Raw genomic sequence first — 23,030 nt, 5'->3', positions numbered from 1 at the left:
GCCGCACTGGGCCGACGCCACCGGCAGAGCCGGCCGAACCGGCTGCGCCTACTGCGTCCGCGGTGTCCCCGGCGTCGGCGGGCGCCGAGCTCGTCGCCCTGCTGACGTCCGCCGGGCAGACGCTCGCGTGCGCCGAGTCGCTGACGGCGGGCCTCGTCGCGGCGACCGTCGCCGACACGCCCGGGGCCTCGGCCGTGCTCCGCGGAGGTGTCGTCGCGTATGCCGCCGAGCTCAAGACGCTGCTCCTCGACGTGCCGGCGGCGCTCGTGGCGCAGGTGGGGACGGTCGACCCGCAGGTGGCGCTCGCCATGGCCGAGGGGGCACGCCGCCGGCTCGGCGCGACGTGGGGGCTGGCCACGACCGGGGTGGCGGGACCCGGACCCGCGGAGGGCAAGCCGGCCGGCACCGTGCACGTCGCCGTGGCCGGTCCGGTGGGAACAGTCACGCGGGCCCTGCGGTTGAACGGGAGCCGGGCGCAGATCCGGGCGGGCACGGTCGAGGCCGTGCTGCGGCTCGCGGTCGAGCAGGCCGGCGCCACCGGCCGAACTCCTGCGCCACCGGGGGAGGCACGGGGTACGGTAGCCCTAGCGACCGGCCCGGAGACCGACCGCGACCCCACCGATCCGACTCAGCGACCCGAAGGAGGGCGACATGGTGACACTCCTGCGACGTGAGCTCGGCGACGTCCTGCGTGAGCGCCGTCGCGCCCAGGGCCGCACGCTCCGTGAGGTCTCGGCGACGGCATCCGTCTCGCTCGGCTACCTCAGCGAGGTCGAGCGGGGCGAGAAGGAGGCCTCGTCCGAGCTGCTGGCCTCCATCTGCGGGGCGCTCGAGCTGCCTCTCTCGCAGGTCCTCATCGACGTCTCGAGCCGCATGGCCGAGAGCGAGGGGATGGCGACGACCGTCACCCTGCCGGTCCCGACCGGCGACGTGGTGTCGGCCTCCGCTGCCTGATCGTCTACCGTTTCAGGGTGCCAACGCCCTTCTCGGACCTGGACTCCCGCCTGCATCGGGCCGTCGTCGACCACCGCGCCCGGGGTGGTGGTCCCGCCTCGGTGTCGGTCTGGTTCGGTGACCTCGACGGTCGCCCGCGCTACACGCACGAGGCGGAGGCCCCGCACTACGCCGCCTCGACGATGAAGCTGCCGCTCGTCGTCGCGGCCCACCGGCGGGCCGTGCGCGGGGAGATCGACCTGCACGCGGACGTGCCGGTGACCGGCACCTTCGCCTCCGTACTCGACGGCACCCCCTTCGCGCTCGACGAGAGCGAGGACCAGGACCCGCTCACGTGGGGCGCGGTGGGCGGCAGCCGCACCGTGGCCGAGCTCGCCGACGCCGCCATCACGGAGTCGAGCAACATCGCGACCAACCTGCTCCTCGACGTCGTCGGGCTCGAGGAGGTCGCCGAGGTGCTGCGTCTCGTGGGGTGCTCGCCCCGCACCGTCGTCGGCCGGGGCATCGAGGACGGCGCCGCCCGCGCGGCCGGCATCACGAACACGGTGACGGCATCCGACCTCGGGCTCGTCATGGCGGCCGTGGGCCGGCGCGACGCGGCGCTCGGCGGCGAGCCGGTGCTCGGCCCCGTCGAGGGGCTGCTCGCGCGGCAGCAGCACGTCGACCAGGTGCCTGCCGGCCTGCCCGCGGGCACGCCCACCGCGAGCAAGTCCGGCTGGATCCCGGGCGTCTCGCACGACGTGGCCCTCGTGCGCCCGGAGGGCGAGGAGCCCTTCGTCCTCGCGGTGTGCACGACGATCGACCTCGAGGAGACCGAGGCGGCGGCCTTCGTGGCCGGCGTCGCGCGCGACGTGTGGGCCGCGGCCCACGCCGAGGAGGCGCGGGCATGACGACCATCGACCGCGTCAGCGCGATGCCCTCCTCGGTGCGCCTGCACACGCCCTTCGTCACGGCGCTGCGCCGCACCGAGACGACCGACACCGTGGTCGTCACGGTCACCGACAGCGACGGCCGCACGGGCTGGGGCGAGGCGCCCCAGGTCTGGCAGGTGACGGGGGAGTCGCTCGCCGGCGCGACGGCGTGCATCGAGCAGATGCTGGCCCCGGTCGTCGTCGGCCGGCCGCTCGACGACCGTGACGACCTCGCCGCGGCGGCCGCCCTCGTGCAGCGCGCCGTGGCACGCAACTTCGGGGCCAAGGCCGCCGTCGACGCGGCCCTGCACGACCTCGTCGCCCAGGCGGAGGGCACCTCCGTCGCCGCGCTGCTCGCCGGCCGGCCGGACGGCATCCGTGACCGGCTGACGACCGACGTCACCCTCTCGGCGGGCGCGGCCGACGCCCTCGCCGACACCGCGCGGCGGCGGGTCGCCGAGGGCTTCCGCACGCTGAAGATGAAGGTGGGCACCGACGCGAGCACCGACGTGCAGCGGGTGGCCGCGGTGCGTGACGCGGTCGGGGCCGACGTGGCGATCCGCCTCGACGCCAACCAGGGCTGGACCCGGGAGGAGGCGGTGCAGGTCATCCGTGCGCTCGAGGTGGCCGACCTCGGCGTCGAGTTCGTCGAGCAGCCCGTCGTCGCCGAGGACGTCGAGGGCCTCGCGTGGGTGCGCGAACGGGTCGGGCTGCCGGTCATGGCCGACGAGTCCTGCTACGGGCCGCACGACCTCGAGCGAATCATCCGGCTCGGCGCCGCCGACCTCGTCAACGTCAAGCTCGCCAAGTGCGGGTCGCTGACGACGGGCCGCGACCTGCTGCGCCGTGCGCACGAGGCGGGGCTGCGCACCATCGTCGGCTCGATGATGGAGAGCCACATCGGTGTGGGTGCCGCCGCGGCGCTCGTCGCGGCCGAGCCGACGACCGAGGTGAGCGACCTCGATGCCGCGTGGTGGTCGGTCGCGTCTCCCGTCGAGGGCGGAATCGCCTACTCCGACAACGAGATCCAGCTCCCTGCGGCGGGCGGGTTCGGCATCACGCGGCGCGCCTGAGACGCAGGTCAGGGACGCGGCCAGGGCGACCGGGCCGGGACGACTGAGGGCCCCGCCACCGGCGGGGCCCTCGGTCGTGCGGACGGGGTCGGTCAGTTGCCGACGAGACGCAGCGAGAAGGTGCCCTCGCCGTCGCCGGTGCTCGACTGGTTGATGCCGACGGAGCGCAGCGCCTCGACGAACGACTTCTGATCGCCCTTCATCTCGCCGAGGTAGAGCTTCTCGATCTTGTCGAGGTCGACGAAGACGGCCGTCGTCGACGACGAGACGTCACCCACGGCCAGCTTGAACGCGTCGCTGTCACCGAGCTTGCCGCCGGCCTTGAGGGCGTCGGCGTAGGCCTGGGTCGTCGCCGCGTAGACGGTGTCGCCGTCGACCGAGTGGGTCAGCGGGTCGGTGCCACCGCCCGCGAGGGCGCTGAGGCGGCCGAGCAGCTCGTCGGCGCGCTTCGCGTCGCTCGTGACGACCTTGCCACCGATGCTGAACGTCCCGCTCTGGAAGTCCTGGTCGGGCAGGGCGAGGGTGAACGACCGGCCGAGGAGCAGCTTGAGGTCGTCGGGCAGCTTGACGTCGAGCTGGTCCTCGAGCTGGCCGACGAGGTCGCGCTGGCCCTGGGCCGAACCCAGCGAGTCGAGCTGCTTCTTCAGCTGCGGCCACGCGGCGTCGACGAGCTGGTCGCCCCCGGCGAGGTGCATGGCCGCGACGGTGTTGTCGGGGAGGTTGACGAGCTGCGCGCCGTCGCCCTTGACCGCCTTCGTCCCGTCGGCGCCGCGGAAGACGCCCGACAGCTCGACGTAGTCGGCGTCGAAGCGCAGGGCGGCGGCGAAGCGGCCCTTGGCCCCGGCGGTCGCCAGGGTCGAGTCCATCCCGGACCCACCGAGCTTCGAGATCTCCTTGACCCCGTTGGTCGCGTCGAACCAGGCCGACATGACGCCCTGCTCGCCGAGCGCGCCCATGTCGTCGGCGAACGTCGCGCTGTCGGCGAGCGAGCCGCGGTCGACGGCCGCGACGGTGGCGTCGCCGGTCCCCTTCGGCGTGATGAGGGCGTAGCCGTCCTTCATCCGCAGCTCCGCGCCCGTGCCGTCGGTGTCGCACGCGAGCAGCTTCGTCAGCGTGTCCTTGGCGGCGTCCTCGTCCTTGACCTGCACGGCGATCGCGACGTTCGGCTTGTCGCTCGTGCCGCCGGGGCGGAGGGCGGCACCGGCGCGGTCGCCGAGCCACGGGGCGATGTCGGAGTCGTAGCTGAACTTCGCCGCGCAGGCGTTGCTCGAGTCCTTCGTCGCGAGCTCCCAGAGCTTCTTGCGCGGGTCGTCGCTGCCGAGGGTGTCCTTGACCTGCGGCAGCTTGCCGAGGAAGCGGACGGCGGCGATCTTCTGGCCCGCCGACGGGTCGATGTCGAGCCGCACGTAGGCGTAGGCGTCGCCGGGCAGCACGTCGGCGGGCTGGGCGCCGCCGCCGCTCAGCTGAGTGGTGGCGACGTAGCCGGCACCGCCGAGCACGAGCACCGTCGCGAGCGCCCCGACGAGCAGGCCCGTGCGGCGGCGACCGCCGGCCGTGGGCGGCGTCGCCTCGTCTGCCAGCGCGACGCCGGCCGCGGCGGATGCGGCAGGTGCGGCGGGTGCGGCGGTGGGCACCTGCCCCGGCGCGGACGTCGCGTCGGCACCGGTGGGGTAGGAGTACTGGGGCACCGGCACGGTGTGCTCGGTCGGGACGGCCTGCGTGGTCTCCGGGCCGGGCGTGCCGGCAGCCGACGGGTCCGGCGCGGCGGAGGGACCCTCGGTGGGTCCCGGGTTGTCTTCGGTCATCGGTTGCTCCCCTGACGTGTGCTGTGGGCCCGCGTGGGCACGGGCGGAAGAGGACGATACCGGTCGCGGCACGCGGGCGTGCGCGCTTGCGGCAACCCCTCGGACGCCGGGTGTGCGCGGCGGGGTTCCCGTCGGGGGAGTGGCAGACTGCAGGAGTGCGGATGAGCCACTTCTGGACCCTGATGGACGACGAGTTCGGCGCGGCGTATGCCGGGTCGCTCGCCCGAGACCACGTGATCGGGGCGCTCGGCAACCGCACGGCCGCGCAGGCCCTCGCCGACGGCGAGCCCCCGCGGGCGGTGTGGGAGGCGCTCTGCGTCGACATGGACGTGCCGCCGGCGCGACGTCTCGGCCGCGACACCCGCGTCGCGCGGGGCGCGGAGGGTGGTCGGTCGGGTCGGTGAGCCCGCGACCACGTGTCGCGGCAGGTCGCGGCGTGTCGTGCACCGGGTCGAACACGTGTTCGGTAGTGTTCTCCACAGGTCCTGCGCCACCACCCCCGTCGTCCACAGGCCGTCTCGTGGAACACCCCGATGTCGGCGCCGGCACCTAACGTCTGACCCGACAGCGGATCTCGCACCGGCGAGGCCTCGGCCCGGGTCGAAGGTAGACGACCGCAACGCAGACGGCAGATAGGTGACCGACATGGCTTCGGTGCAGACGAAGGACAAGGACAAGGCCCTCTCCTCGGTGATGGGGCAGATCGAGAAGAGCTACGGCAAGGGCGCCGTGATGCGCCTCGGCGACGACATCCGCCCGCCGATCGAGGTGATCCCGACGGGCTCGATCGCGCTCGACGTCGCGCTCGGCATCGGCGGTCTCCCGCGCGGCCGTGTCGTCGAGGTCTACGGCCCGGAGTCCTCGGGCAAGACGACGGTCGCCCTCCACGCCGTCGCGAACGCGCAGAAGGCCGGCGGCATCGCGGCGTTCATCGACGCGGAGCACGCCCTCGACCCCGAGTACGCCAAGAAGCTCGGTGTCGACACCGACGCGCTGCTCGTGTCGCAGCCCGACACGGGTGAGCAGGCGCTCGAGATCGCCGACATGCTGATCCGCTCCGGCGCCCTCGACATCATCGTCATCGACTCGGTCGCCGCGCTCGTGCCGCGGGCCGAGATCGAGGGCGAGATGGGCGACAGCCACGTCGGCCTGCAGGCCCGCCTCATGAGCCAGGCGCTGCGCAAGCTCACCGGTGCGCTCAACAACACCGGCACGACGGCCATCTTCATCAACCAGCTCCGCGAGAAGATCGGCGTCATGTTCGGCTCGCCCGAGACCACGACGGGTGGCAAGGCGCTGAAGTTCTACGCCTCGGTCCGTCTCGACGTCCGTCGCATCGAGACGCTCAAGGACGGCACCGACCCGGTCGGCAACCGCACGCGCGTCAAGGTCGTCAAGAACAAGGTCTCCCCGCCGTTCAAGCAGGCCGAGTTCGACATCCTCTACGGCCAGGGCATCTCCCGGGAGGGCGGGCTCATCGACATGGGCGTCGAGCACGGCTTCGTCCGCAAGGCCGGTGCCTGGTACACCTACGAGGGCGACCAGCTGGGCCAGGGCAAGGAGAACGCCCGCAACTTCCTCAAGGACAACCCCGACCTCGCCGACGAGATCGAGAAGAAGGTCAAGGAGAAGCTCGGGGTGGGCCCCCGTGTCGACCAGCCGGCCGAGGTCGCGGACGTGCCCGTCGACTTCTGATCGTGACCGGACCACAGCACGGCGGCGCGAGCCCGGCGGAGCGCCGGGCCCGCGCCGCCGCCGCTCTCGCCGAGGCCGAGGGTGTCGCGGGCGTGCGGGCCCCCTGGGGCTCGGCGCCGGCGGGGGAGCGGCCCGAGTGGGCGCCGCCGCCCGAGGACACCGAGGCCCAGCCGCCCGAGGCCGACGCCGACTCGGTGGCGCGCGCCATCGTGCTGCGCCAGCTGAGCATGGCTCCACGCAGTCGCGTGCAGCTCGAGAAGAAGCTGCGCCAGCGCGGCTGCGCCGACGACGTTGCCGCCCGCGTGCTCGACCGGATGACCGAGGTCGGGCTCGTCGACGACGAGGCCTACGCCCAGATGCTCGTCCGCTCGAAGCAGTCCGACCGGGGGCTGGCCCGCCGGGCCCTCGCGCACGAGCTGCGCAAGCAGGGCATCGACCAGGAGCTCGCCGACGAGGCTCTCGAGCAGGTCGGCCCGGGGGACGAACGGCTGCGGGCCGAGCAGCTCGTCGCCAAGAAGCTGCGCTCGATGCGCGGGCTCGCGCCCGACGTCCAGGCGCGGCGGCTCGCCGGCATGCTCGCCCGCAAGGGCTACCCGGGGGAGATGGCCTGGCCCGTCATCCGCGACGCGCTCGACGGCCTGCCCGAGCACGAGCGCGACTGACCGAGTGGCCCCGGGCCGTCGCGGAGCGCGACGACGGGTGGCGAGGGTGCCGAGGGTGCGGAGTGCCAGGGATGCCGGGTGGTCGTGGCGCCGGGTAGCGCAAAGGGGTGGGAACCGGTCCGGTTCCCACCCCTCGGGCGTCGTGCTGGGCTCGCTCAGGCCTGTGCGGGCACGTTCGCGATGGCCGACACGTCGAACTCGAGCTTGACCTTCTCGCTGACGAGGACGCCACCGGTCTCGAGGGCGGCGTTGAAGGAGAGGTTCCACTCGGTGCGGTCGATGGTGACCTCACCCTCGAAGCCGACGCGGGTGTTGCCGAACGGGTCCTTGGCCGAGCCGGTCTCCTCGAAGGGGATCGTCACCGTCTTGGTCACGCCGTTGATGGTGAGGTCGCCCGAGATGGCCCACTCGGTGCCGTCGCGCTCGACGTCGGTCGAGACGAAGGTGATCTGCGGGTAGTTCGCGATGTCGAAGAAGTCGGGGGTCTTGAGGTGACCGTCACGCTGCTCGTTGCCGGTCGTGACGCTCGCCGCGGAGATGGTCACGGTGACCGAGGAGTTGGCGGGCGTCGTGGTGTCGATGTGCGCCGTGCCCTCGAACTCGTCGAAGTGGCCGCGCACCTTGGTGACCATGGCGTGGCGGGCCGAGAAGCCGATGCGCGTGTGGCTCGGGTCGAGGGTGTAGTCGCCGGCGATGTCGGCCACGGCGACGGAGGGCGTCTCGGTGACGGCGTCGTCCTTGGTGCGGTTGAACAGTCCCATGTCGGATCCTTCGGAGTAGGTTATTGAACTTTCAACAACTAGGATGGTCCGAAGTTGTTGAACTGTCAAGCAAGGTCGTCAACGGTGCGTCCCGGCGACCTATTCCCGCCCGTCCCACGCACCTGCCGAACGGGTGTCGGGCGTGCGCGGCCGCACGACGTACCCTTGTCGGTGCCATGACAACCGAGAACATGACGGCGCCCAGCGCCCTGCAGCAGCCCGCCGGTCGCCGGACCTACGACGTGCGCACCCACGGGTGCCAGATGAACGTCCATGACAGCGAGCGCCTCGCCGGGCTGCTCGAGACGGCCGGCTACGTCGACCTCGCGAGCCTGCCCGCGGGAGAGCGCCCCGACGTGGCCGACGTCGTCGTCTTCAACACGTGCGCCGTGCGCGAGAACGCCGACAACAAGCTCTACGGCAACCTCGGCCAGCTGCGCCCCGCCAAGCAGAAGAACCCCGACATGCAGATCGCCGTCGGTGGCTGCATGGCCCAGAAGGACCGCAGCACCATCGTGGCGCGTGCCCCCTGGGTCGACGTCGTCTTCGGCACCCACAACATCGGCTCCCTGCCGGCCCTGCTCGACCGTGCCGCGCACAACAAGAAGGCCGAGGTCGAGATCCTCGAGAGCCTCGAGGTCTTCCCGTCGACGCTGCCGACTCGCCGCGACTCCGCCTACAGCGCCTGGGTCTCCATCTCGGTCGGCTGCAACAACACGTGCACCTTCTGCATCGTGCCGAGCCTGCGGGGCAAGGAGGCCGACCGCCGCCCGGGCGAGATCCTCGCCGAGATCGAGGCCCTCGTGGCCCAGGGCGTCGTCGAGGTCACGCTGCTCGGCCAGAACGTCAACACCTACGGCGTCGAGTTCGGCGACCGCCTCGCCTTCGGCAAGCTCCTGCGCGCGTGCGGGCAGATCGAGGGGCTCGAGCGGGTGCGCTTCACGAGCCCGCACCCGGCCGCCTTCACCGAGGACGTCATCCTCGCGATGGCCGAGACGCCGAACGTCATGCCGAGCCTGCACATGCCGCTGCAGTCCGGCTCCGACAAGGTGCTCAAGGACATGCGCCGCTCCTACCGCAGCACGAAGTTCCTCGGGATCATCGAGAAGGTCCGCGAGCACATCCCCGACGCCGCGATCACGACCGACCTCATCGTCGGCTTCCCCGGCGAGACCGAGGAGGACTTCCAGGGCACGCTCGACGTCGTGCGCGCCTCGCGCTTCTCGAGCGCCTTCACCTTCCAGTACTCCATCCGCCCCGGGACCCCTGCGGCGACCATGGACGACCAGGTGCCCAAGGCGGTCGTCCAGGAGCGGTTCGAGCGCCTCATCGCCCTCCAGGAGGAGGTCAGCTGGGCCGAGAACCGCGGGCTCGAGGGCCGCCGGGTGGAGGTGCTCGTCGCCCCGTCGGAGGGCCGCAAGGACGCCGAGACCAAGCGCCTGTCGGGCCGCGCGCGCGACAACCGCCTCGTCCACTTCGCCGTCCCCGAGGGCGCCGACGTGCCGCGCCCGGGCGACGTCGTCACCGTCGACGTCACCTACGGCGCTCCGCACCACCTCGTCGCCGACTCGGGCCTGCAGGGGGGCACGTATGCCGTCCGGCGCACCCGTGGGGGTGACGCCTGGGCGGCGCTCCAGGACGTGCCGCAGAGCGCCGGCAAGCCGGCGGTCAGCCTCGGCATGCCCTCGCTGGGCAAGCCCACCGCCGCGGCGACCGCGCCGACCGGGCCGGGCTGCGCCGTCGTCTGAGCCGATTCGGGCCCGGCCGACCCCTCGTGCTTGACTTGGCGCATGAGCGTGCGTCCCATCGTCATCACCGGTGAACCGGTCCTGCACCGTGCCGCGGCCCTCGTCACGGAGTTCGACGACGAGCTGCGCGCGCTCGTCGAGGACATGTACGAGACGAACGTCGCCGCCAACGGCGTCGGGCTCGCGGCGCCGCAGATCGGGATCGGCCTGCGCCTGTTCATCTGGAAGATGGCGAACGACGACGGCGTGCCGGAGCAGGGCCACGTCGTCAACCCGACGGTGACCACCTCGCGGATCCCGCAGGTGCGGCCCAACCCCGACGAGGAGACCGAGGGCTGCCTCTCGGTGCCGGGCGAGGCCTTCCCGCTCAAGCGCGCCGACCGCGCGCACGTCGTGGGCCTCGACGTCGACGGCAACCGCGTCGAGTTCGACGCGACCGGCTGGTTCGCGCGCTGCATGCAGCACGAGTACGACCACCTCAACGGCACCCTCTACGTCGACCGGCTCGACGAGCGCCAGGCCAAGAAGGCCCGTAAGGCCGTCAAGCGGAATGGGTGGGGCAAGCCGGGCAACGCCTGGCACCCCGGCGTCGACCGCGACCCGTTCGGCCACGACGAGGACGACGCCGACGAGCACGCCGACGAGCTCATCGGCTGAGCGCGCAGCGCCGTGACGTCCGACCACCTGCCGGCGGGGCCGGAGCCGATCGTCGGGGTCGTCGGGCCGACGGCGACGGGCAAGTCCGACCTGGCCCTCGACCTCGCCGAACGGCTCGACGCCGAGATCGTCAACGCCGACGCCATGCAGTTCTACCGAGGCATGGACATCGGCACGGCGAAGCTGCCCGTCTCCGAGCGGCGCGGCATCGCCCACCACCAGCTCGACGTGCTGGACGTGACCGAGGAGGCGAGCGTCGCGGGCTACCAGACGGCCGCGCGCGCCGAGATCGCCGGCATCCGTGATCGCGGCCACCGGCCGCTCCTCGTGGGCGGCTCGGGGCTCTACGTGCGCGCCGCCCTCGACCGGCTCGAGATCCCGCCCACCGACGCCGTGGTGCGCGCGCGGCTCGAGGCGGAGGCCGAGGTGGTCGGCGCGGACGCGATGCACGCGAAGCTGCTCACCCTCGACCGCCGGGCCGCCAGCACGATCCTGCCGGGCAACCGGCGGCGCGTCATCCGGGCCCTCGAGGTCATCGAGCTCACCGGCCGGCCGTTCAGCGCCTCGATGCCCACGCGCGAGTTCGTCGCTCCCGCAGTGGTGCTGGGCCTCCGCGTCGACCGGGAGCTCCTCGTCGACCGCATCGACCGACGGGTCGACCGGATGTGGGAGGAGGGGCTGCGGGGTGAGACCGAGTCCCTGCTGGCCCAGGGTCTGCGGCAGGGCGTCACGGCCAGCCGCGCCATCGGCTACAGCCAGGCGGTCGCCGTCATCGACGGGGTGATGGGGGAGGAGCACGCCCGCGCCGAGACGGCCCAGGCGACGCGGCGCTACGCCCGGAGGCAGGAGTCCTGGTTCCGCCCCGACCCGCGGATCGTGTGGCTCGACGCCCTCGCCCCCGACCTGGTGGATCAGGCGCTCGCGGTCGTGCGCGCGACCGACGACGGGTCGCGACCCGGCATACCGGAGAATGGGTGACATGACGCGCTTCACGAAGGGCCACGGCACCGAGAACGACTTCGTGCTCGTCCCCGACCTCGAGGGCACCCTCGAGCTGACGCCCGCGCAGGTCCAGCGCATCGCCGACCGGCACGCCGGCCTCGGCGCCGACGGCGTCATCCGCGTGGTGCGGGCCCTGCACTCGACCGACGAGGCCGTGCGGGAGCAGTCGGCGCAGGCGGAGTGGTTCATGGACTACCGCAACGCCGACGGCTCGCTCGCCGAGATGTGCGGCAACGGCACGCGCGTCTTCGCCGACTACCTGCGCCGCGAGGGCCTCGCGACGGGCGACGCCATCCCCGTCGCGACGCGAGCCGGCGTCAAGACGGTGCGCGTGCTCGAGGACGGGTATGCCGTCGACCTCGGTCCGTGGCGCCTCCTCGACGAGGAGGGTGCGCGGCGCGACGGCTTCGACGTCATGGTGCGACCGCGACACGGCAAGCCCGTGCCGGCGCTCTCCGTCGACCTCGGCAACCCGCACGTCGTCGTCATGCTGCCGGAGGGCATCGAGCTCGACCAGCTCGACCTCTCGGGGCCCCCGGAGATCCACCCGGCACCGGCCGACGGCGCCAACGTCGAGTTCGTCAAGGCGGTGGGTCCTGGCCACGTCGCGATGCGCGTGCACGAGCGCGGCGTCGGCGAGACCCGCTCCTGCGGCACCGGCGCGGCGGCCGCGGCCCTCGCCACGCGGTTCTGGTCGGGCGTCGAGGACGAGTCGCCCTGGACCGTCGACGTGCCCGGGGGGCGCCTCACCGTGACGCCGCTGCCCGGGCACCGCGTCGAGCTCGCCGGGCCCTCGGCGCTGGTCGCCGACGGAGACTTCCCGCTCTGACGAGAACTCGTCGGCCCGCCTGACCGCCCGGTCGAGGTGATGTCCCGCTCTCCGGCGCGAGGTCCCACCTCGACCGGGCAAGGGCGTCGGTGGTTCGAGGTGACCTGTCGCCCTCCGGCGCGAGGTCCCACCTCGACCCGGCGGACGGCTCAGGCGCGCCGGACCTCGAGGACGCGGAAGGCCTTGGCTGACGACAGCCGCGTGCACCGCAGTCCCCAGTCCTGGGCGTTGAGCCACTTCTGCAGGGAGTCGGAGCCGAGGTGCCTCTGCACGACGAGGTGGGCCACGCCGTCGTCGGTGAGGCGCGGCAGCCACCGCTCGAGCAGGGCGTGCAGGGCCGGCTTGCCGACGTGGATCGGCGGGTTCGACCAGATCGTGGTGAACCGCACGTCGTCCGGCACCTCGTCGGGCTCGCAGAAGGTGGCGGTGGAGACGCCGGCCGCGGCAGCGTTGGTGCGGGCGAGGTCGAGGGAGCGGCGGTTGACGTCGACGCCCCAGACTCGCGCGCCCGGCGAGCGCAGCGCCAGGGTGATCGAGATCGGCCCCCACCCGCAGCCGATGTCGAGCAGGTCGCCGGTCGGGCTGGGGTCCGGAGCCGAGCCCAGCAGCACGGCGGTGCCGGGGTCGAGGCGGTCGGGGGAGTAGACACCCTTGGCCGTCTGCAGCTCGAGGGTGCGCCCGTCGAGGGTCACCTCGACGGTGCGCCGCTCCTCCGGCGAGGCCGGCTCGGCGGTGAAGTAGTGGTCGGTCGGCTCGCTCATCCCGCTCACCGTAGCGAAAGGCGGGTGGAGCGTCCGAGCACGGGTGGAGCCTGCGCCGGAGCACGGGTCGGGCACAAACTGGTGGCCGACGACGTTGGACGGGTGGGACCATAGGGAGAACATGACGAGCAACCACACGAACGACCACGTGAACCACGACACCGACACCGACCGCTCCGCGGACACCGCGTCCGTGCGTGAGCGGCGCCTCTTCTCGACCCGGGCCGACGCGCTCGCGGCCGAGGGCACCCGCGGTGGCGACCCGGCATACGACGGCTTCGACGGCGACCAGCTCGACCGTGAGGAGCGCGCGGCGCTGCGCCGTGTGCAGGGCCTCTCGACCGAGCTCGAGGACATCACTGAGGTCGAGTACCGCCAGCTGCGCCTCGAGCGCGTCGTGCTGGCGGGCGTCTGGACCGACGGCAGCGCCGACGACGCCGAGAACTCCATGCGCGAGCTCGCGGCGCTCGCCGAGACCGCCGGCTCGACGGTGCTCGAGGGCGTCATCCAGCGTCGTCAGCGACCCGACCCGGCCACCTGGCTGGGCAAGGGCAAGGCGCTCGAGCTGCGTGACATCGTCGTCGCCGAGGGCGCCGACACCGTCATCTGCGACGGTGAGCTCGCCCCGAGCCAGCGGCGTGCCCTCGAGGACGTCGTTAAGATCAAGGTCATCGACCGCACCGCCCTCATCCTCGACATCTTCGCCCAGCACGCGAAGAGCCGGGAGGGTCGTGCGCAGGTCGAGCTGGCCCAGCTGCAGTACCTGCTGCCGCGCCTGCGTGGCTGGGGTGAGTCGATGTCCCGTCAGGCCGGTGGCCGCGTGGCCGGCGGTGAGGGCATCGGCTCGCGCGGACCCGGTGAGACGAAGATCGAGCTCGACCGCCGCCGGATCAACACGAAGATCGCCAAGCTGCGTCGCGACATCAAGGGCATGAAGACGAGCCGCGACACGCGCCGCCACTCGCGGCAGGCGGGTGGCATCCCGTCGGTCGCCATCGCCGGCTACACCAACGCCGGCAAGAGCTCGCTGCTCAACCGCCTGACCGGCGCCGGCGTGCTCGTCGAGAACCAGCTCTTCGCGACCCTCGACCCGACGGTACGCCGCACCGAGACCGAGGACGGCCGCGTCTACACGCTCGCCGACACCGTCGGCTTCGTGCGCAGCCTGCCGCACCAGCTCGTCGAGGCGTTCCGTTCGACGCTGGAGGAGGTCGGCGACTCCGACCTGCTGCTCCACGTCGTCGACGGCTCGCACCCGGACCCCGAGGGCCAGATCTCCGCCGTGCGCGGAGTGCTCTCCGAGGTCGGCGGCGACCAGATCAAGGAGATCATCGTCGTCAACAAGGCCGACATCGCCGACCCGGAGGTGCTCGACCGCCTGCAGCGGCACGAGCGCCACTGCGTCACGGTCTCGGCCCGCACCGGTGCCGGGCTCGACGAGCTGCGCGCGCTCATCGCGCACGAGCTGCCCAAGCCCGACATCGAGATCGACGTGCTCGTGCCCTACGACCGCGGCGACCTCATCTCGCGGCTGCACGAGGAGGGCGAGATCCTCGAGAGCGAGCACGTCGCGGAGGGGACCCGGCTGCGCGCCAAGGTCACCCCGACGATGGAGCCCGACCTCGCGGCGTTCGCCGTCGTCGCGAGCTGACGCCGACCGCTCGAAGGGCCCCGTCCGCGGGGCCCTTCGGCATGTCGGGCCGCGGGCTGTCGGGGGTCGCGGCGAGGATGGGCGCATGGCCCTCGAGATCCCCTGCCCCTACTGCGGCACGCAGATGTATGCCGAGCAGGCGCACAACCGCTGCCCGCGCTGCCTCTACATCGAGCCCTGCTGCGACGGGGCGCCGCTCGCGGCGTGCGAGACCCGCGCCCCTGAGCGCCCGACGTCGTGACGGAGGCCGCCCACGGCAGGGCGGTCTGGCTGACGACGCCGCGGCTGCTCCTGCGCCGTCCCCGCCCGGACGACCTCGGCGACTACCTGCGGCTGCACAGCGACCCGCGGACGTACGCGCACGCGCCCGCGAGCATGCCGGGACCGGAGCGCTGCCGCGAGCGCCTCTTCGCTGACGTCGCCGACTGGGAGCGTGACGACCTCGGGTATGCCGTTGTCGTCGACCGCGCCAGCGGTGCCGTCATCGGGTGGGCGGGCTTGCGGCACAAGGACTCCGACCCGAGCGAGCTCAACCTCTACTACCGGCTTGCCCACGACCGGTTGGGCGACGGGCTCGGCCGCGAGATCGCACGCGCGCTCGTCGCGTGGGCGGTCGAGCACCGTCCGCAGGCGCTCGTCACCGCCATGGTCGACCGGGTCAACACCGCGTCGCTGCGCACGTCGGAGCGCGCGGGCCTCTTCCCCGTCGGGCTGCGTCAGCTGCGTGACGAGCCCGACGCCGAGCCGATGACCTACCTCGAGGCGCCCACGCTGGCGGTCGTGACCTCGCGGGACGCCGCGGAGGCCTCGCGCGACGAGGTCGTCGACCTGTGGCTGCGCGTCAACGACGCCGGGGGAGCGGTCGGCTTCCTGCCCGGGGCGCCTCGTGCGACCGTCGCGGCCGCGTTCGACCGGCACCTCGCCGACGTCGCCGACGAGCGGTCGCTGCTCTGCCTGCTGCGTGCGCCCGAGGCCGTGGGCGGCAGCCTGCTGGGACTCGGCCTCTGGGAGCACGCGCGCGGCTTCCCCCACGAGCACGTCGCCGGACTCGTCCGGCTCATGGTCGACCCGGCCCTGCAGGGCCGCAACCTCGGCCGCGTCCTGCTCGGCGGCATGGTCGGCGTCGCGCGGCGCGAGCTGCCCCGGGTCGAGCTGCTCCGCCTCGACTACCGCGGCGGCCTCGGCCTCGGCGCGTTCTACCGGGGGGCGGGGTGGACCGAGGTCGGGCGCGTGCCGGGCGGCCTGCGCCTCACTGCGACGGACCACCGCGACGACGTCGCCATGGCCCGCCGCGTCGACGGCGCGCCCCTGCGCTGACACTGCGCCGCTGCTGCGCCCCTGCGCTGACGGTCTCGGCGCCGTCAGCCGAAGGCGGTGAACGCCCAGCCGCGGCCGATCTGCTCACGTCGGCCGAGCGTCCCGTTGCCCTTGCCGTAGTAGACCCAGGTGCGATCGCTGCTGTCGACGGCGTAGAAGTCACCCCTGCCGTCGAGGTTCGCGTCCCCACCGTCGGTGAAGTGGTCGATGGAGTTCCAGCCACTCCACCCCACGACCACGCCCGGCTTGAAGCCGCCGTTGCCCCGGCCCGCGTACATCCGCAGCTTGCCGTCGGGCCACAGGGCGAAGAGGTCCGGGATCGTGTCACCGGTGGCGTCGGGGCTCACGGCGAGCATCCGCGCGGTCTTGAAACCGCTCCCGACGACCCGACCGGGACGGACGCCCGCTCCGGTGCTGCTGTAGAGCAGCAGCGCACCGTCGCGGGCACGCCGGGCGAGGATGTCCCCGACGTGGTTCCCGTCGAGGTCGCCGGCCAGCAGGAGGGTGCTCATGGAACCCCACCCCGTCCCGACCTTCCAGAGACGTTCGACGGTCCCGTTGACGTCGTAGGCGTACAGGTCACCGGAACGGGTCTGCGCGAGCGCGTCACCGATCCCGTCTCCGTTGAGGTCACCGCCCGAGACGACCCGCGACATGGCGTCGAACTCGAGGAAGTCCACGTAGTAGAAGAAGTCGTAGAGGGCGATCCCGGGGTAGCGGCGCGCGGTGAAGCCCAGGTAGTGGGGCTGGAAAGCACGTCTCGCGATGATGTCGCGGAACCGGTCGTTGTTGGTGGGGGTCACCGTGTAGGGCTGCCCGGAGACGAGCACGCTGTTGGTCGACGTCCGCGTTGCCGGCGTGAAGGTGATGCCGGAACGGCTCGTGCACGTGACGCGGTGCGAGGCCGAGAAACGGGCTCCGCCGTCGGTCGTCCAGATCGTCTTCGAGTAGAACGACTCGCCGGGGATGAGCTGGCCGTCGCGGTACCACGAATCCCTGGGGTCACACCACTGGTCGACCGGCGGGTACGAGGTGTAGGTCTGCAACGGTCGGATGATCTCGATGCTCCCGCCGGCCCTGACGGTCGTCGGCGACAACCGGAACGGCAGGATGCTGATCGAGCCCACGACGGGAGTGCTGGGGCTGGCCACCGATGCCTCCAGGCCGGTCGAGGCCTGGCGTGCGGTGAGCCGGAAGCTCAACCGGTGCCGTGAGTCGTCCCGGATCCAGGTGTGCGACTCGGTCTGGCCGGACCCCGCGATCGGGGTGCCGTCGCGCAACCAGACCCGCTCGATCGAGACGTCGCCGTGCCGCGAAGGGACGCTCGTCGACGGCACCGGCGGCGTCCCGGCCACGGTGACGGCCGTGCGCGACGCCGACAGGGTGAGCGGTGACGTGGCCACGATCGCGGAGATCGGCGCGGTGTGCGCGGACTCCACCGTCTGTGCGCGCCCGTCGTGGTACGCCGTGACGCGCACCGACAGGCTCGAACCGAAGTCCCGCCAGCCCACCTCCATCGACCGGTCCCCGGCGACGACCTGGTCGCCGTCCATCCACGCGTACCTGTAGTAGGTGTCCGGGGCGGACGGGGGGTCGACCACGGCGCGCAGGGTGCCGCCGATGCCGGGTGTTCCCTCCAGGCGCACGCTCCCGACGAGAGGCGGAGCCTCGGCGGTCGGCGCCGCGCCCGCCGTGCCCGCGCCGAAGGAGCCCAGCAAGGCCGTCACGGTCGCGAGTCCGATCCCTCGGCGCCGATGGTGGCGGACCGTCGTCCGGTCGTGTGTCCCCACGTGCATGCTGCTGTCCTGCTTCCCCTGTGGCTCCAGCCGGGTGTGGCTCCGGCTGCGCAGACACTAGTGGGTGGGGGAGCGCAGCGGGGCGATTCGGTCAGTGGTCCCTCGTCCGCAGCCTGTCGCCGACGCCGGGTCAGGAGAGGCCGGTCACGGTGCCGTCCTCGTCGACGTCGATGCGCTCGGCGTTGGGCGAGGACGGCAGCCCCGGCATCGTGCGCATGTCGCCGCAGATCGCGTAGACGTAGCCGGCGCCCACGGCGGCCCGCACCTCGCGCACCGGCAGGCGCCAGCCGCGGGGGGCGCCCCGCAGCGTCGGGTCGGAGCTGATGGACAGGTGGGTCTTGGCGATGACGACCGGGAGCCCGCCGTAGCCGAGCCGCTCGTAGTCGGCGAGGGCCCGGGCGGCCGCCGCGCTGACGTCGATGCCGTCGGCGCCGTAGACCTGCGTGGCGATCGCCTCGATCTTCTGCTCCAGCGGCAGGTCGAGGGGGTAGAGGAACTCGAAGGTCGACGGCTCGTGGGCGGCCTCCATGACCACCTGGGCCAGCTCCAGCGCCCCGGCGCCGCCCTCGGCGACGTGCCGCGTCACGGCGAAGCGGACCCCGAGCCGGTTGCAGAATCGCCGGACGACCGCGTGCTCGGACTCGTGGTCGTCCGGGAAGGCGTTGAGGGCGACCACGGGCTGCACGCCGAAGCGGCGCACGATCTCGATGTGCTTGCGCAGGTTGGGCAGCCCGGCCTCGACCTCGTCGGGGGCCTCCCGGCGCAGGCCGTCGGGGAGAGGCCTGCCCGCGCGGACGGCATACGCCCCTGAGTGCACCTTGAGCGCCCGGACGGTCGCGACTACGACGGCGACGTCGGGGCGCAGCCCGCTGACGCGGCACTTGACGTCGAAGAAGCGCTCGGCGCCCATGTCGGCGCCGAAGCCGGCCTCGGTGATCGTCACGTCGCTGCCGCGCATCGCGACGAGGTCGGCCGTCACCGACGACGTGCCGGTCGCGATGTTGCCGAAGGGGCCGCAGTGGATGATCGCGGGGCCGCCCTCGAGGGTCTGCAGGAGGTTCGGCTTGAGCGCGTCGGCGAGGAGCGCGGCCATGGCGCCCGCCGCGTGGAGGTCCTCGGCCCTGACGGCGCGCCCCTCGGTCGTGTAGCCGACGACGATCCGCCCGAGGCGCTCGCGCAGGTCGCGCAGCGAGGTCGCGAGGCTGAGCAGCACCATGACCTCGCTCGCGGCGGTGATGTCGAAGCCGGTCTCGCGGGCCACGCCGTCCTGCCGGGCGCCGAGGCCGACGACGACGTTGCGCAGCGCCCGGTCGTTGACGTCGAGCACGCGGCGCCACGTGATGTTGCGGACGTCGAGGCCGAGGGCGTTGCCGTGGTGGAGGTGGTTGTCGACCATCGCGGCGAGCAGGTTGTGCGCGGCGGTCACGGCGTGGAAGTCGCCGGTGAGGTGCAGGTTGAGCCGCTCCATCGGCACGACCTGGCTGTGGCCGCCCCCGGCCGCGCCGCCCTTGATGCCGAACGTCGGGCCCATCGACGGCTGGCGCAGCGCCACCGTCGCCCGCCGCCCGAGCCGCTGCAGGGCCTGGGTGAGCCCCACCGACACCGTCGTCTTGCCCTCGCCGAGCGGCGTGGGCGTCATCGCCGTGACGACGACGTAGGTCGCCGGGGACGGATGCCGGGTGCTCGGCCCGTCGAGCACGGCGAGGTCGACCTTCGCGACGTCGCGTCCGTAGGGCTCGAGGTGCTCGGGGGAGACGCCGAGGTCGGCGGCGACGTCGGTGAGCGGGCGCAGGGTCGCCGCGCGCGCGATCTCGAGGTCGGTGGGCAGGGGCTCGCTCGTGGCGGTCATACGTCGATGAAACTCCTGTGCCCGGGGGCCTGGGCCGACAACGGCGCAGACGGGGGCGTGACCTCGGTCCCACGCCCGCTCACGGGCGGGGGACAGGTGGCGCGGGCGGCCGGCGCCCCGGCATACCCTGATCCAATGCCTCGACCCCCCGCGCTCGACGACCTCCTCCACGCCGCGGTGTCGGGGGTGGGCGGCGCCGAGCGGCCCGGTCAGGTGCAGATGGCCCACGCCGTGGCGCACGCGATCGACTCCGGTGAGCACCTGCTCGTCCAGGCCGGCACCGGCACCGGCAAGTCGCTCGCCTACCTCGTGCCGGCGGTCGCCCACGCCTTCGAGGCGGGCAAGCCCGCCGTCGTCGCGACGGCCACCCTCGCCCTGCAGGCCCAGATCGTCGACCGCGACATGCCGCGCGTCGCGGACGCCCTCGCCCCGGTGCTCGGGCGCCGGCCGACCTACGCGCTCGTCAAGGGACGCCGCAACTACGTGTGCCTCAACAAGCTCGAGGGCGGCTTCCCGGACGACGAGGAGGGGCTGCTCTCGGTGGGCCAGGTCGATGCGTCGGTGGGCCGGCTCGGCCAGGAGGTCGTGCGGCTGCGCGAGTGGGCCTCGAGCACCGACTCCGGCGACCGCGACGAGCTCGTGCCCGGCGTGTCCGAGCGGGCCTGGCGCCAGGTCTCGGTCTCGGCGCACGAGTGTCTCGGCAGCAAGTGCCCGCTCGTCGCCGAGTGCTTCGTCGAGCGGGCGCGCGAGGCGGCCAAGGACGTCGACGTCATCGTCACCAACCACTCCTTCATGGCCATCGACTCCTTCGAGGGGCGCCAGATGCTGCCCGAGCACGACGTCCTCGTCGTCGACGAGGCCCACGAGCTCGTCGACCGCGTCACGGCCACGATCACCGACGAGCTGACCGGCGCGATGGTCATGACCGCGGCCAAGCGCGCGGGACGGATGTCGGAGAACACCGCGGCCCTCGACGAGGCGGGCGAGCTGCTCGCCCAGGCCCTCGAGCCGCTCGAGGAGGGGCGCATGCTCGGCGTGCCCGACTCCGTCGCTCTCGCGCTCGCCCGGGTGCGCGACACGGCCCGCACCGTGCAGAGCGACCTCAAGCCGCCACCCGGCCAGGAGGCCGACGGCGCACGCCAGATCGCCCGGGCCGCCGTGGACGAGGTCCACGAGAACGCCGAGCGCGTCCTCGAGGAGCGCGAGCTCGACGTCGTCTGGCTGAACCGCGACCCTCGGCGCGGCCCGGTGCTGCGCGTCGCCCCCATGAGCGTGGCGATGCTGGTGCGCGACAAGGTCTTCGAGGAGCGCACCGTCGTGCTGACGTCGGCGACCCTCGAGCTCGGCGGCACCTTCGACGCCGTCGCCGGCACCATCGGGCTGCGTGGCAACGGCGCGCCCAGCTGGCAGGGCCTCGACGTCGGCAGCCCCTTCGACTACCCGAAGCAGGCCATCGCCTATGTCGCCGCGCACCTGCCGGCGCCGGGCCGTGACGGCACCGGTGACGACACCCTCGACGAGATCGAGCAGCTCGTGCGCGCGGCGGGCGGGCGCACCCTCGGGCTCTTCTCCTCGATGCGCGCGGCGCAGAACGCGGCCGAGGTGATGCGGGCCCGGTTCGGCGACGACATCCCGGTGCTGTGCCAGGGCGAGGACCAGATCACGACGCTCGTGCGCCAGTTCGCCCGTGACCCGCGCACCTGCCTCTTCGGCACCCTGACCCTGTGGCAGGGCGTCGACGTGCCGGGGTCGTCGTGCCAGCTCGTGCTCATCGACCGCATCCCGTTCCCGCGGCCCGACGACCCCCTCGCCTCGGCGCGCTCGCAGGCCATCGCGCGGATGGGCGGCAACGGCTTCATGGCCGTGTCGGCCACGCACGCCGCCCTGCGCCTGGCCCAGGGCGCCGGCCGCCTCGTGCGCCGCGCCGACGACCGCGGCGTCGTCGCGTTCCTCGACTCCCGGATGATGACGGCGCGGTATGCCGGCTTCCTCCAGCGCTCGCTGCCGCCCTTCTACCCGACGACCGACAAGGCCATGGTGCTCGCGGCGCTCGCCCGCCTCGACGCGATGGCGCCGCCACCCGTCACCGTGGAGGAGCCGGCGCTGCGCTCGCTCACCGGGGCGCGCGCCGACGCCGACGGCACCGAGCACCCGCGCCCGGTCGCCGCCCCGCCGCCCGCCCCCGCGTCGTCGCGCAGTGCCGTCACGGCCGGGCACGCGTGGACCGACGAGCAGGACGAGGAGCTGCGCGACGCCGCCGAGTCGGGCATGCAGCTCGACGAGCTCGTCGACCACTTCGAGCTGCCGGAGGAGTCGATCTCGGCGCGCCTCGAGCAGCTCGGCCTGACGATCGCGACGGGCGCCCTCTTCGACTGAAGCCCGCCCCCCGGCATACGCCCCCACCTGGCAACACACCGAGAAAGGAGCAACCCACCGGGATCCGATCCCGGTGGGTTGCGACTTCCACGGTGTGTTGCGGGGGAGGGGGCGGCGGCTACTGCTGGGACTTGGTGGTGGGGGCGGTCGGGAGCTGGAGCAGGTTCTGCGTGCCCTGCGGCACGACGATGAGCGAGTCGCCGTGCTCCTTGAGCATGTCGATGTACTTGCTCATGAGGACCTGCTCGTTGAGGCGGTTCTGGCACTTCTCCGACGGCACCGGCACGACCTTGACGGCCGTGACCTCCTTGCCGTTGATGACCTCCTGCACCTGCGTCGAGGTGGCGCCGCAGCGGATGATCTGGTCGGCGTCGGAGGTCGCCTGAGCCTCGGTCTTGGTGATCTCGGCGTTCGCCAGCGCGGTCTGGAGGTCGGCCTTGGCCGCCTCGGCGTTCGCGAGCGAGCTCTGCACCTTGTCGTAGTTCGCCTGCACGTTCTGGTCGAGGGTGATCGCCCGGGGGTCGACCTGCTCGACCGTGACGCCGACCTCGCCGAGGCGCTTCTCGAGCCCCTCGGTGATGCGGAGCGCGAGCTGGGCGCGCGACTGGCGCACCGTCGCGGCGGTGAACGTCGTCGGGGCGTCACGCGTCACCGACGAGACGCCGGGGAGCACGGCCCGGGAGATGAACGAGTCCTGGTCGGGGTACTGGCGCACGATCTCGGAGAGCTTGCCCGGGTTGAGCGAGTAGCGGATCGTCACGTCGTAGGCGACCGTCGCGTTGTCGCTCGTCACCGTGGACACGCGCCCGCCGTCCTCGTCGAGCGCGATGGTCTGGTTGCGGATGTCGAAGCGGATGAGGTCCTGCCACGGCGCCTTGAGGTGGATGCCCGTCGCGCTGATCGCCTCGTCGCCGACCGTGCCGAAGGTCTTCGTCACCGCGGCCTCACCCGCGTCGAGCCGGAAGTACGAGGCGCTCGCGACGAGCAGCACGGCGAGCGCGAAGGGGATCGCGGCATACCGGCTCAGCTTCTTCGGGTGGTCCTTGAGGCGGAGCAGGACGAGGCCGGCGAGGGCGAGGACGACGGCGAAGACGAGGGCGACCATGAGTTGACTCCACGGGATCGGGACTGGGGTCGGGCGAAGGACGGGACGGCACGGGCCCCTGTCGGGCCCGCATGACAG

The 23,030-nt window shown here is 72.9% G+C and carries 21 protein-coding genes; 15 read left to right on the top strand and 6 right to left on the bottom strand.

Annotated features, from left to right (window positions below; all coding sequences use genetic code 11):
* Positions 1-62: 62 nt before the first annotated feature.
* From ABT295_RS05295 to ABT295_RS05280, 4 genes are read left to right on the top strand one after another with little or no spacing between them, the layout of a single operon-like run.
* Positions 63-674: a CinA family protein gene (locus ABT295_RS05295; RefSeq protein WP_352393360.1), complete on the top strand. Its 612-nt coding sequence runs from the start codon at positions 63-65 to the stop codon at positions 672-674.
* A complete protein-coding gene (locus ABT295_RS05290; RefSeq protein ID WP_345506792.1) occupies positions 652-954 on the top strand; it encodes a helix-turn-helix domain-containing protein in 303 nt (100 codons plus the stop codon). Before ABT295_RS05295 ends, ABT295_RS05290 begins: the two co-directional genes overlap by 23 nt.
* Before the next feature lie 17 nt (positions 955-971).
* Positions 972-1,844 carry a serine hydrolase gene (locus ABT295_RS05285; RefSeq protein ID WP_352393359.1) on the top strand — a complete coding sequence of 291 codons (873 nt, stop codon included), beginning with the start codon at positions 972-974 and terminating at the stop codon, positions 1,842-1,844.
* On the top strand, positions 1,841-2,938 hold the full coding sequence (locus ABT295_RS05280; protein WP_352393358.1) for a mandelate racemase/muconate lactonizing enzyme family protein: 1,098 nt from the start codon (positions 1,841-1,843) through the stop codon (positions 2,936-2,938). The genes ABT295_RS05285 and ABT295_RS05280 overlap by 4 nt, the downstream gene beginning before the upstream one ends.
* Positions 2,939-3,030: 92 nt before the next feature.
* On the opposite strand, the gene ABT295_RS05275 is transcribed toward ABT295_RS05280, so the two are convergent.
* Positions 3,031-4,743: a DUF3352 domain-containing protein gene (locus tag ABT295_RS05275; RefSeq protein WP_352393357.1), complete on the bottom strand. Its 1,713-nt coding sequence runs from the start codon at positions 4,741-4,743 to the stop codon at positions 3,031-3,033.
* 161 nt (positions 4,744-4,904) lie between these two features.
* On the opposite strand from ABT295_RS05275, the gene ABT295_RS05270 reads away from it, so the two are divergent.
* The 3 genes from ABT295_RS05270 (at position 4,905) to ABT295_RS05260 (ending at position 7,100) form a co-directional block, all read left to right on the top strand.
* A complete protein-coding gene (locus ABT295_RS05270) occupies positions 4,905-5,147 on the top strand; it encodes a DUF3046 domain-containing protein (RefSeq protein WP_345506796.1) in 243 nt (80 codons plus the stop codon).
* Between the two features lie 241 nt (positions 5,148-5,388).
* Positions 5,389-6,438 (top strand): recombinase RecA, encoded by a 1,050-nt coding sequence (gene recA / locus ABT295_RS05265; protein ID WP_352393356.1) that lies wholly within the window; start codon positions 5,389-5,391, stop codon positions 6,436-6,438.
* 2 nt (positions 6,439-6,440) lie between these two features.
* Positions 6,441-7,100 carry a regulatory protein RecX gene (locus ABT295_RS05260; RefSeq protein ID WP_352393355.1) on the top strand — a complete coding sequence of 220 codons (660 nt, stop codon included), beginning with the start codon at positions 6,441-6,443 and terminating at the stop codon, positions 7,098-7,100.
* A 155-nt stretch (positions 7,101-7,255) separates the two neighbouring features.
* Here ABT295_RS05260 and ABT295_RS05255 read toward each other — a convergent pair whose 3' ends face one another.
* Positions 7,256-7,861, bottom strand: a complete 606-nt coding sequence (locus ABT295_RS05255; protein ID WP_352393354.1) for a YceI family protein — start codon at positions 7,859-7,861, stop codon at positions 7,256-7,258.
* Positions 7,862-8,037: 176 nt separating this feature from the next.
* On the opposite strand from ABT295_RS05255, the gene miaB reads away from it, so the two are divergent.
* Genes miaB through dapF form a run of 4 tightly spaced genes read left to right on the top strand, consistent with a single transcriptional unit; the run spans position 8,038 to position 12,097 of the window.
* Entirely contained in the window at positions 8,038-9,609 is a 1,572-nt protein-coding gene (miaB, locus tag ABT295_RS05250) for a tRNA (N6-isopentenyl adenosine(37)-C2)-methylthiotransferase MiaB (protein ID WP_352393353.1), read from the top strand.
* Positions 9,610-9,651: 42 nt separating this feature from the next.
* Positions 9,652-10,266: a peptide deformylase gene (gene def / locus ABT295_RS05245; protein WP_352393352.1), complete on the top strand. Its 615-nt coding sequence runs from the start codon at positions 9,652-9,654 to the stop codon at positions 10,264-10,266.
* A 12-nt stretch (positions 10,267-10,278) separates the two neighbouring features.
* Positions 10,279-11,244, top strand: coding sequence for a tRNA (adenosine(37)-N6)-dimethylallyltransferase MiaA (miaA, locus tag ABT295_RS05240; protein WP_352393351.1), 966 nt, complete (start codon positions 10,279-10,281; stop codon positions 11,242-11,244).
* 1 nt (position 11,245) lies between these two features.
* Positions 11,246-12,097, top strand: coding sequence for a diaminopimelate epimerase (gene dapF, locus ABT295_RS05235; protein WP_352393350.1), 852 nt, complete (start codon positions 11,246-11,248; stop codon positions 12,095-12,097).
* Positions 12,098-12,246: 149 nt separating this feature from the next.
* Here dapF and ABT295_RS05230 read toward each other — a convergent pair whose 3' ends face one another.
* Positions 12,247-12,858 carry a class I SAM-dependent methyltransferase gene (locus tag ABT295_RS05230; protein ID WP_352393349.1) on the bottom strand — a complete coding sequence of 204 codons (612 nt, stop codon included), beginning with the start codon at positions 12,856-12,858 and terminating at the stop codon, positions 12,247-12,249.
* Positions 12,859-12,979: 121 nt separating this feature from the next.
* Here ABT295_RS05230 and hflX point away from each other — a divergent pair, with 121 nt between their 5' ends.
* The 3 genes from hflX to ABT295_RS05215 all read left to right on the top strand — a co-directional run bounded on the left by hflX (position 12,980) and on the right by ABT295_RS05215 (position 15,826).
* Complete coding sequence (gene hflX / locus ABT295_RS05225; protein ID WP_352393348.1) at positions 12,980-14,509, top strand: GTPase HflX; 1,530 nt, start codon at positions 12,980-12,982, stop codon at positions 14,507-14,509.
* Positions 14,510-14,594: 85 nt separating this feature from the next.
* Entirely contained in the window at positions 14,595-14,750 is a 156-nt protein-coding gene (locus tag ABT295_RS05220) for a hypothetical protein (protein ID WP_352393347.1), read from the top strand.
* On the top strand, positions 14,747-15,826 hold the full coding sequence (locus tag ABT295_RS05215) for a GNAT family N-acetyltransferase (RefSeq protein ID WP_352393346.1): 1,080 nt from the start codon (positions 14,747-14,749) through the stop codon (positions 15,824-15,826). Before ABT295_RS05220 ends, ABT295_RS05215 begins: the two co-directional genes overlap by 4 nt.
* 44 nt (positions 15,827-15,870) lie before the next feature.
* Here the strand turns inward: ABT295_RS05215 and ABT295_RS05210 are convergent, their stop codons facing one another.
* Complete coding sequence (locus ABT295_RS05210) at positions 15,871-17,553, bottom strand: FG-GAP repeat domain-containing protein (RefSeq protein ID WP_352393345.1); 1,683 nt, start codon at positions 17,551-17,553, stop codon at positions 15,871-15,873.
* A 199-nt stretch (positions 17,554-17,752) separates the two neighbouring features.
* Complete coding sequence (locus ABT295_RS05205; RefSeq protein WP_352393344.1) at positions 17,753-19,471, bottom strand: formate--tetrahydrofolate ligase; 1,719 nt, start codon at positions 19,469-19,471, stop codon at positions 17,753-17,755.
* 135 nt (positions 19,472-19,606) lie between these two features.
* Between ABT295_RS05205 and ABT295_RS05200 the strand changes: the two genes are divergently transcribed.
* A complete protein-coding gene (locus tag ABT295_RS05200; protein ID WP_352393343.1) occupies positions 19,607-21,847 on the top strand; it encodes an ATP-dependent DNA helicase in 2,241 nt (746 codons plus the stop codon).
* 118 nt (positions 21,848-21,965) lie between these two features.
* On the opposite strand, the gene ABT295_RS05195 is transcribed toward ABT295_RS05200, so the two are convergent.
* Positions 21,966-22,952, bottom strand: coding sequence for a prohibitin family protein (locus ABT295_RS05195; RefSeq protein ID WP_352393342.1), 987 nt, complete (start codon positions 22,950-22,952; stop codon positions 21,966-21,968).
* Positions 22,953-23,030: the final 78 nt, after the last annotated feature.

The organism is Terrabacter sp. NPDC000476, from assembly GCF_040300125.1.
GTDB lineage: Bacteria > Actinomycetota > Actinomycetes > Actinomycetales > Dermatophilaceae > Terrabacter.
This window is presented reverse-complemented; position numbering and strand designations above follow the sequence as displayed.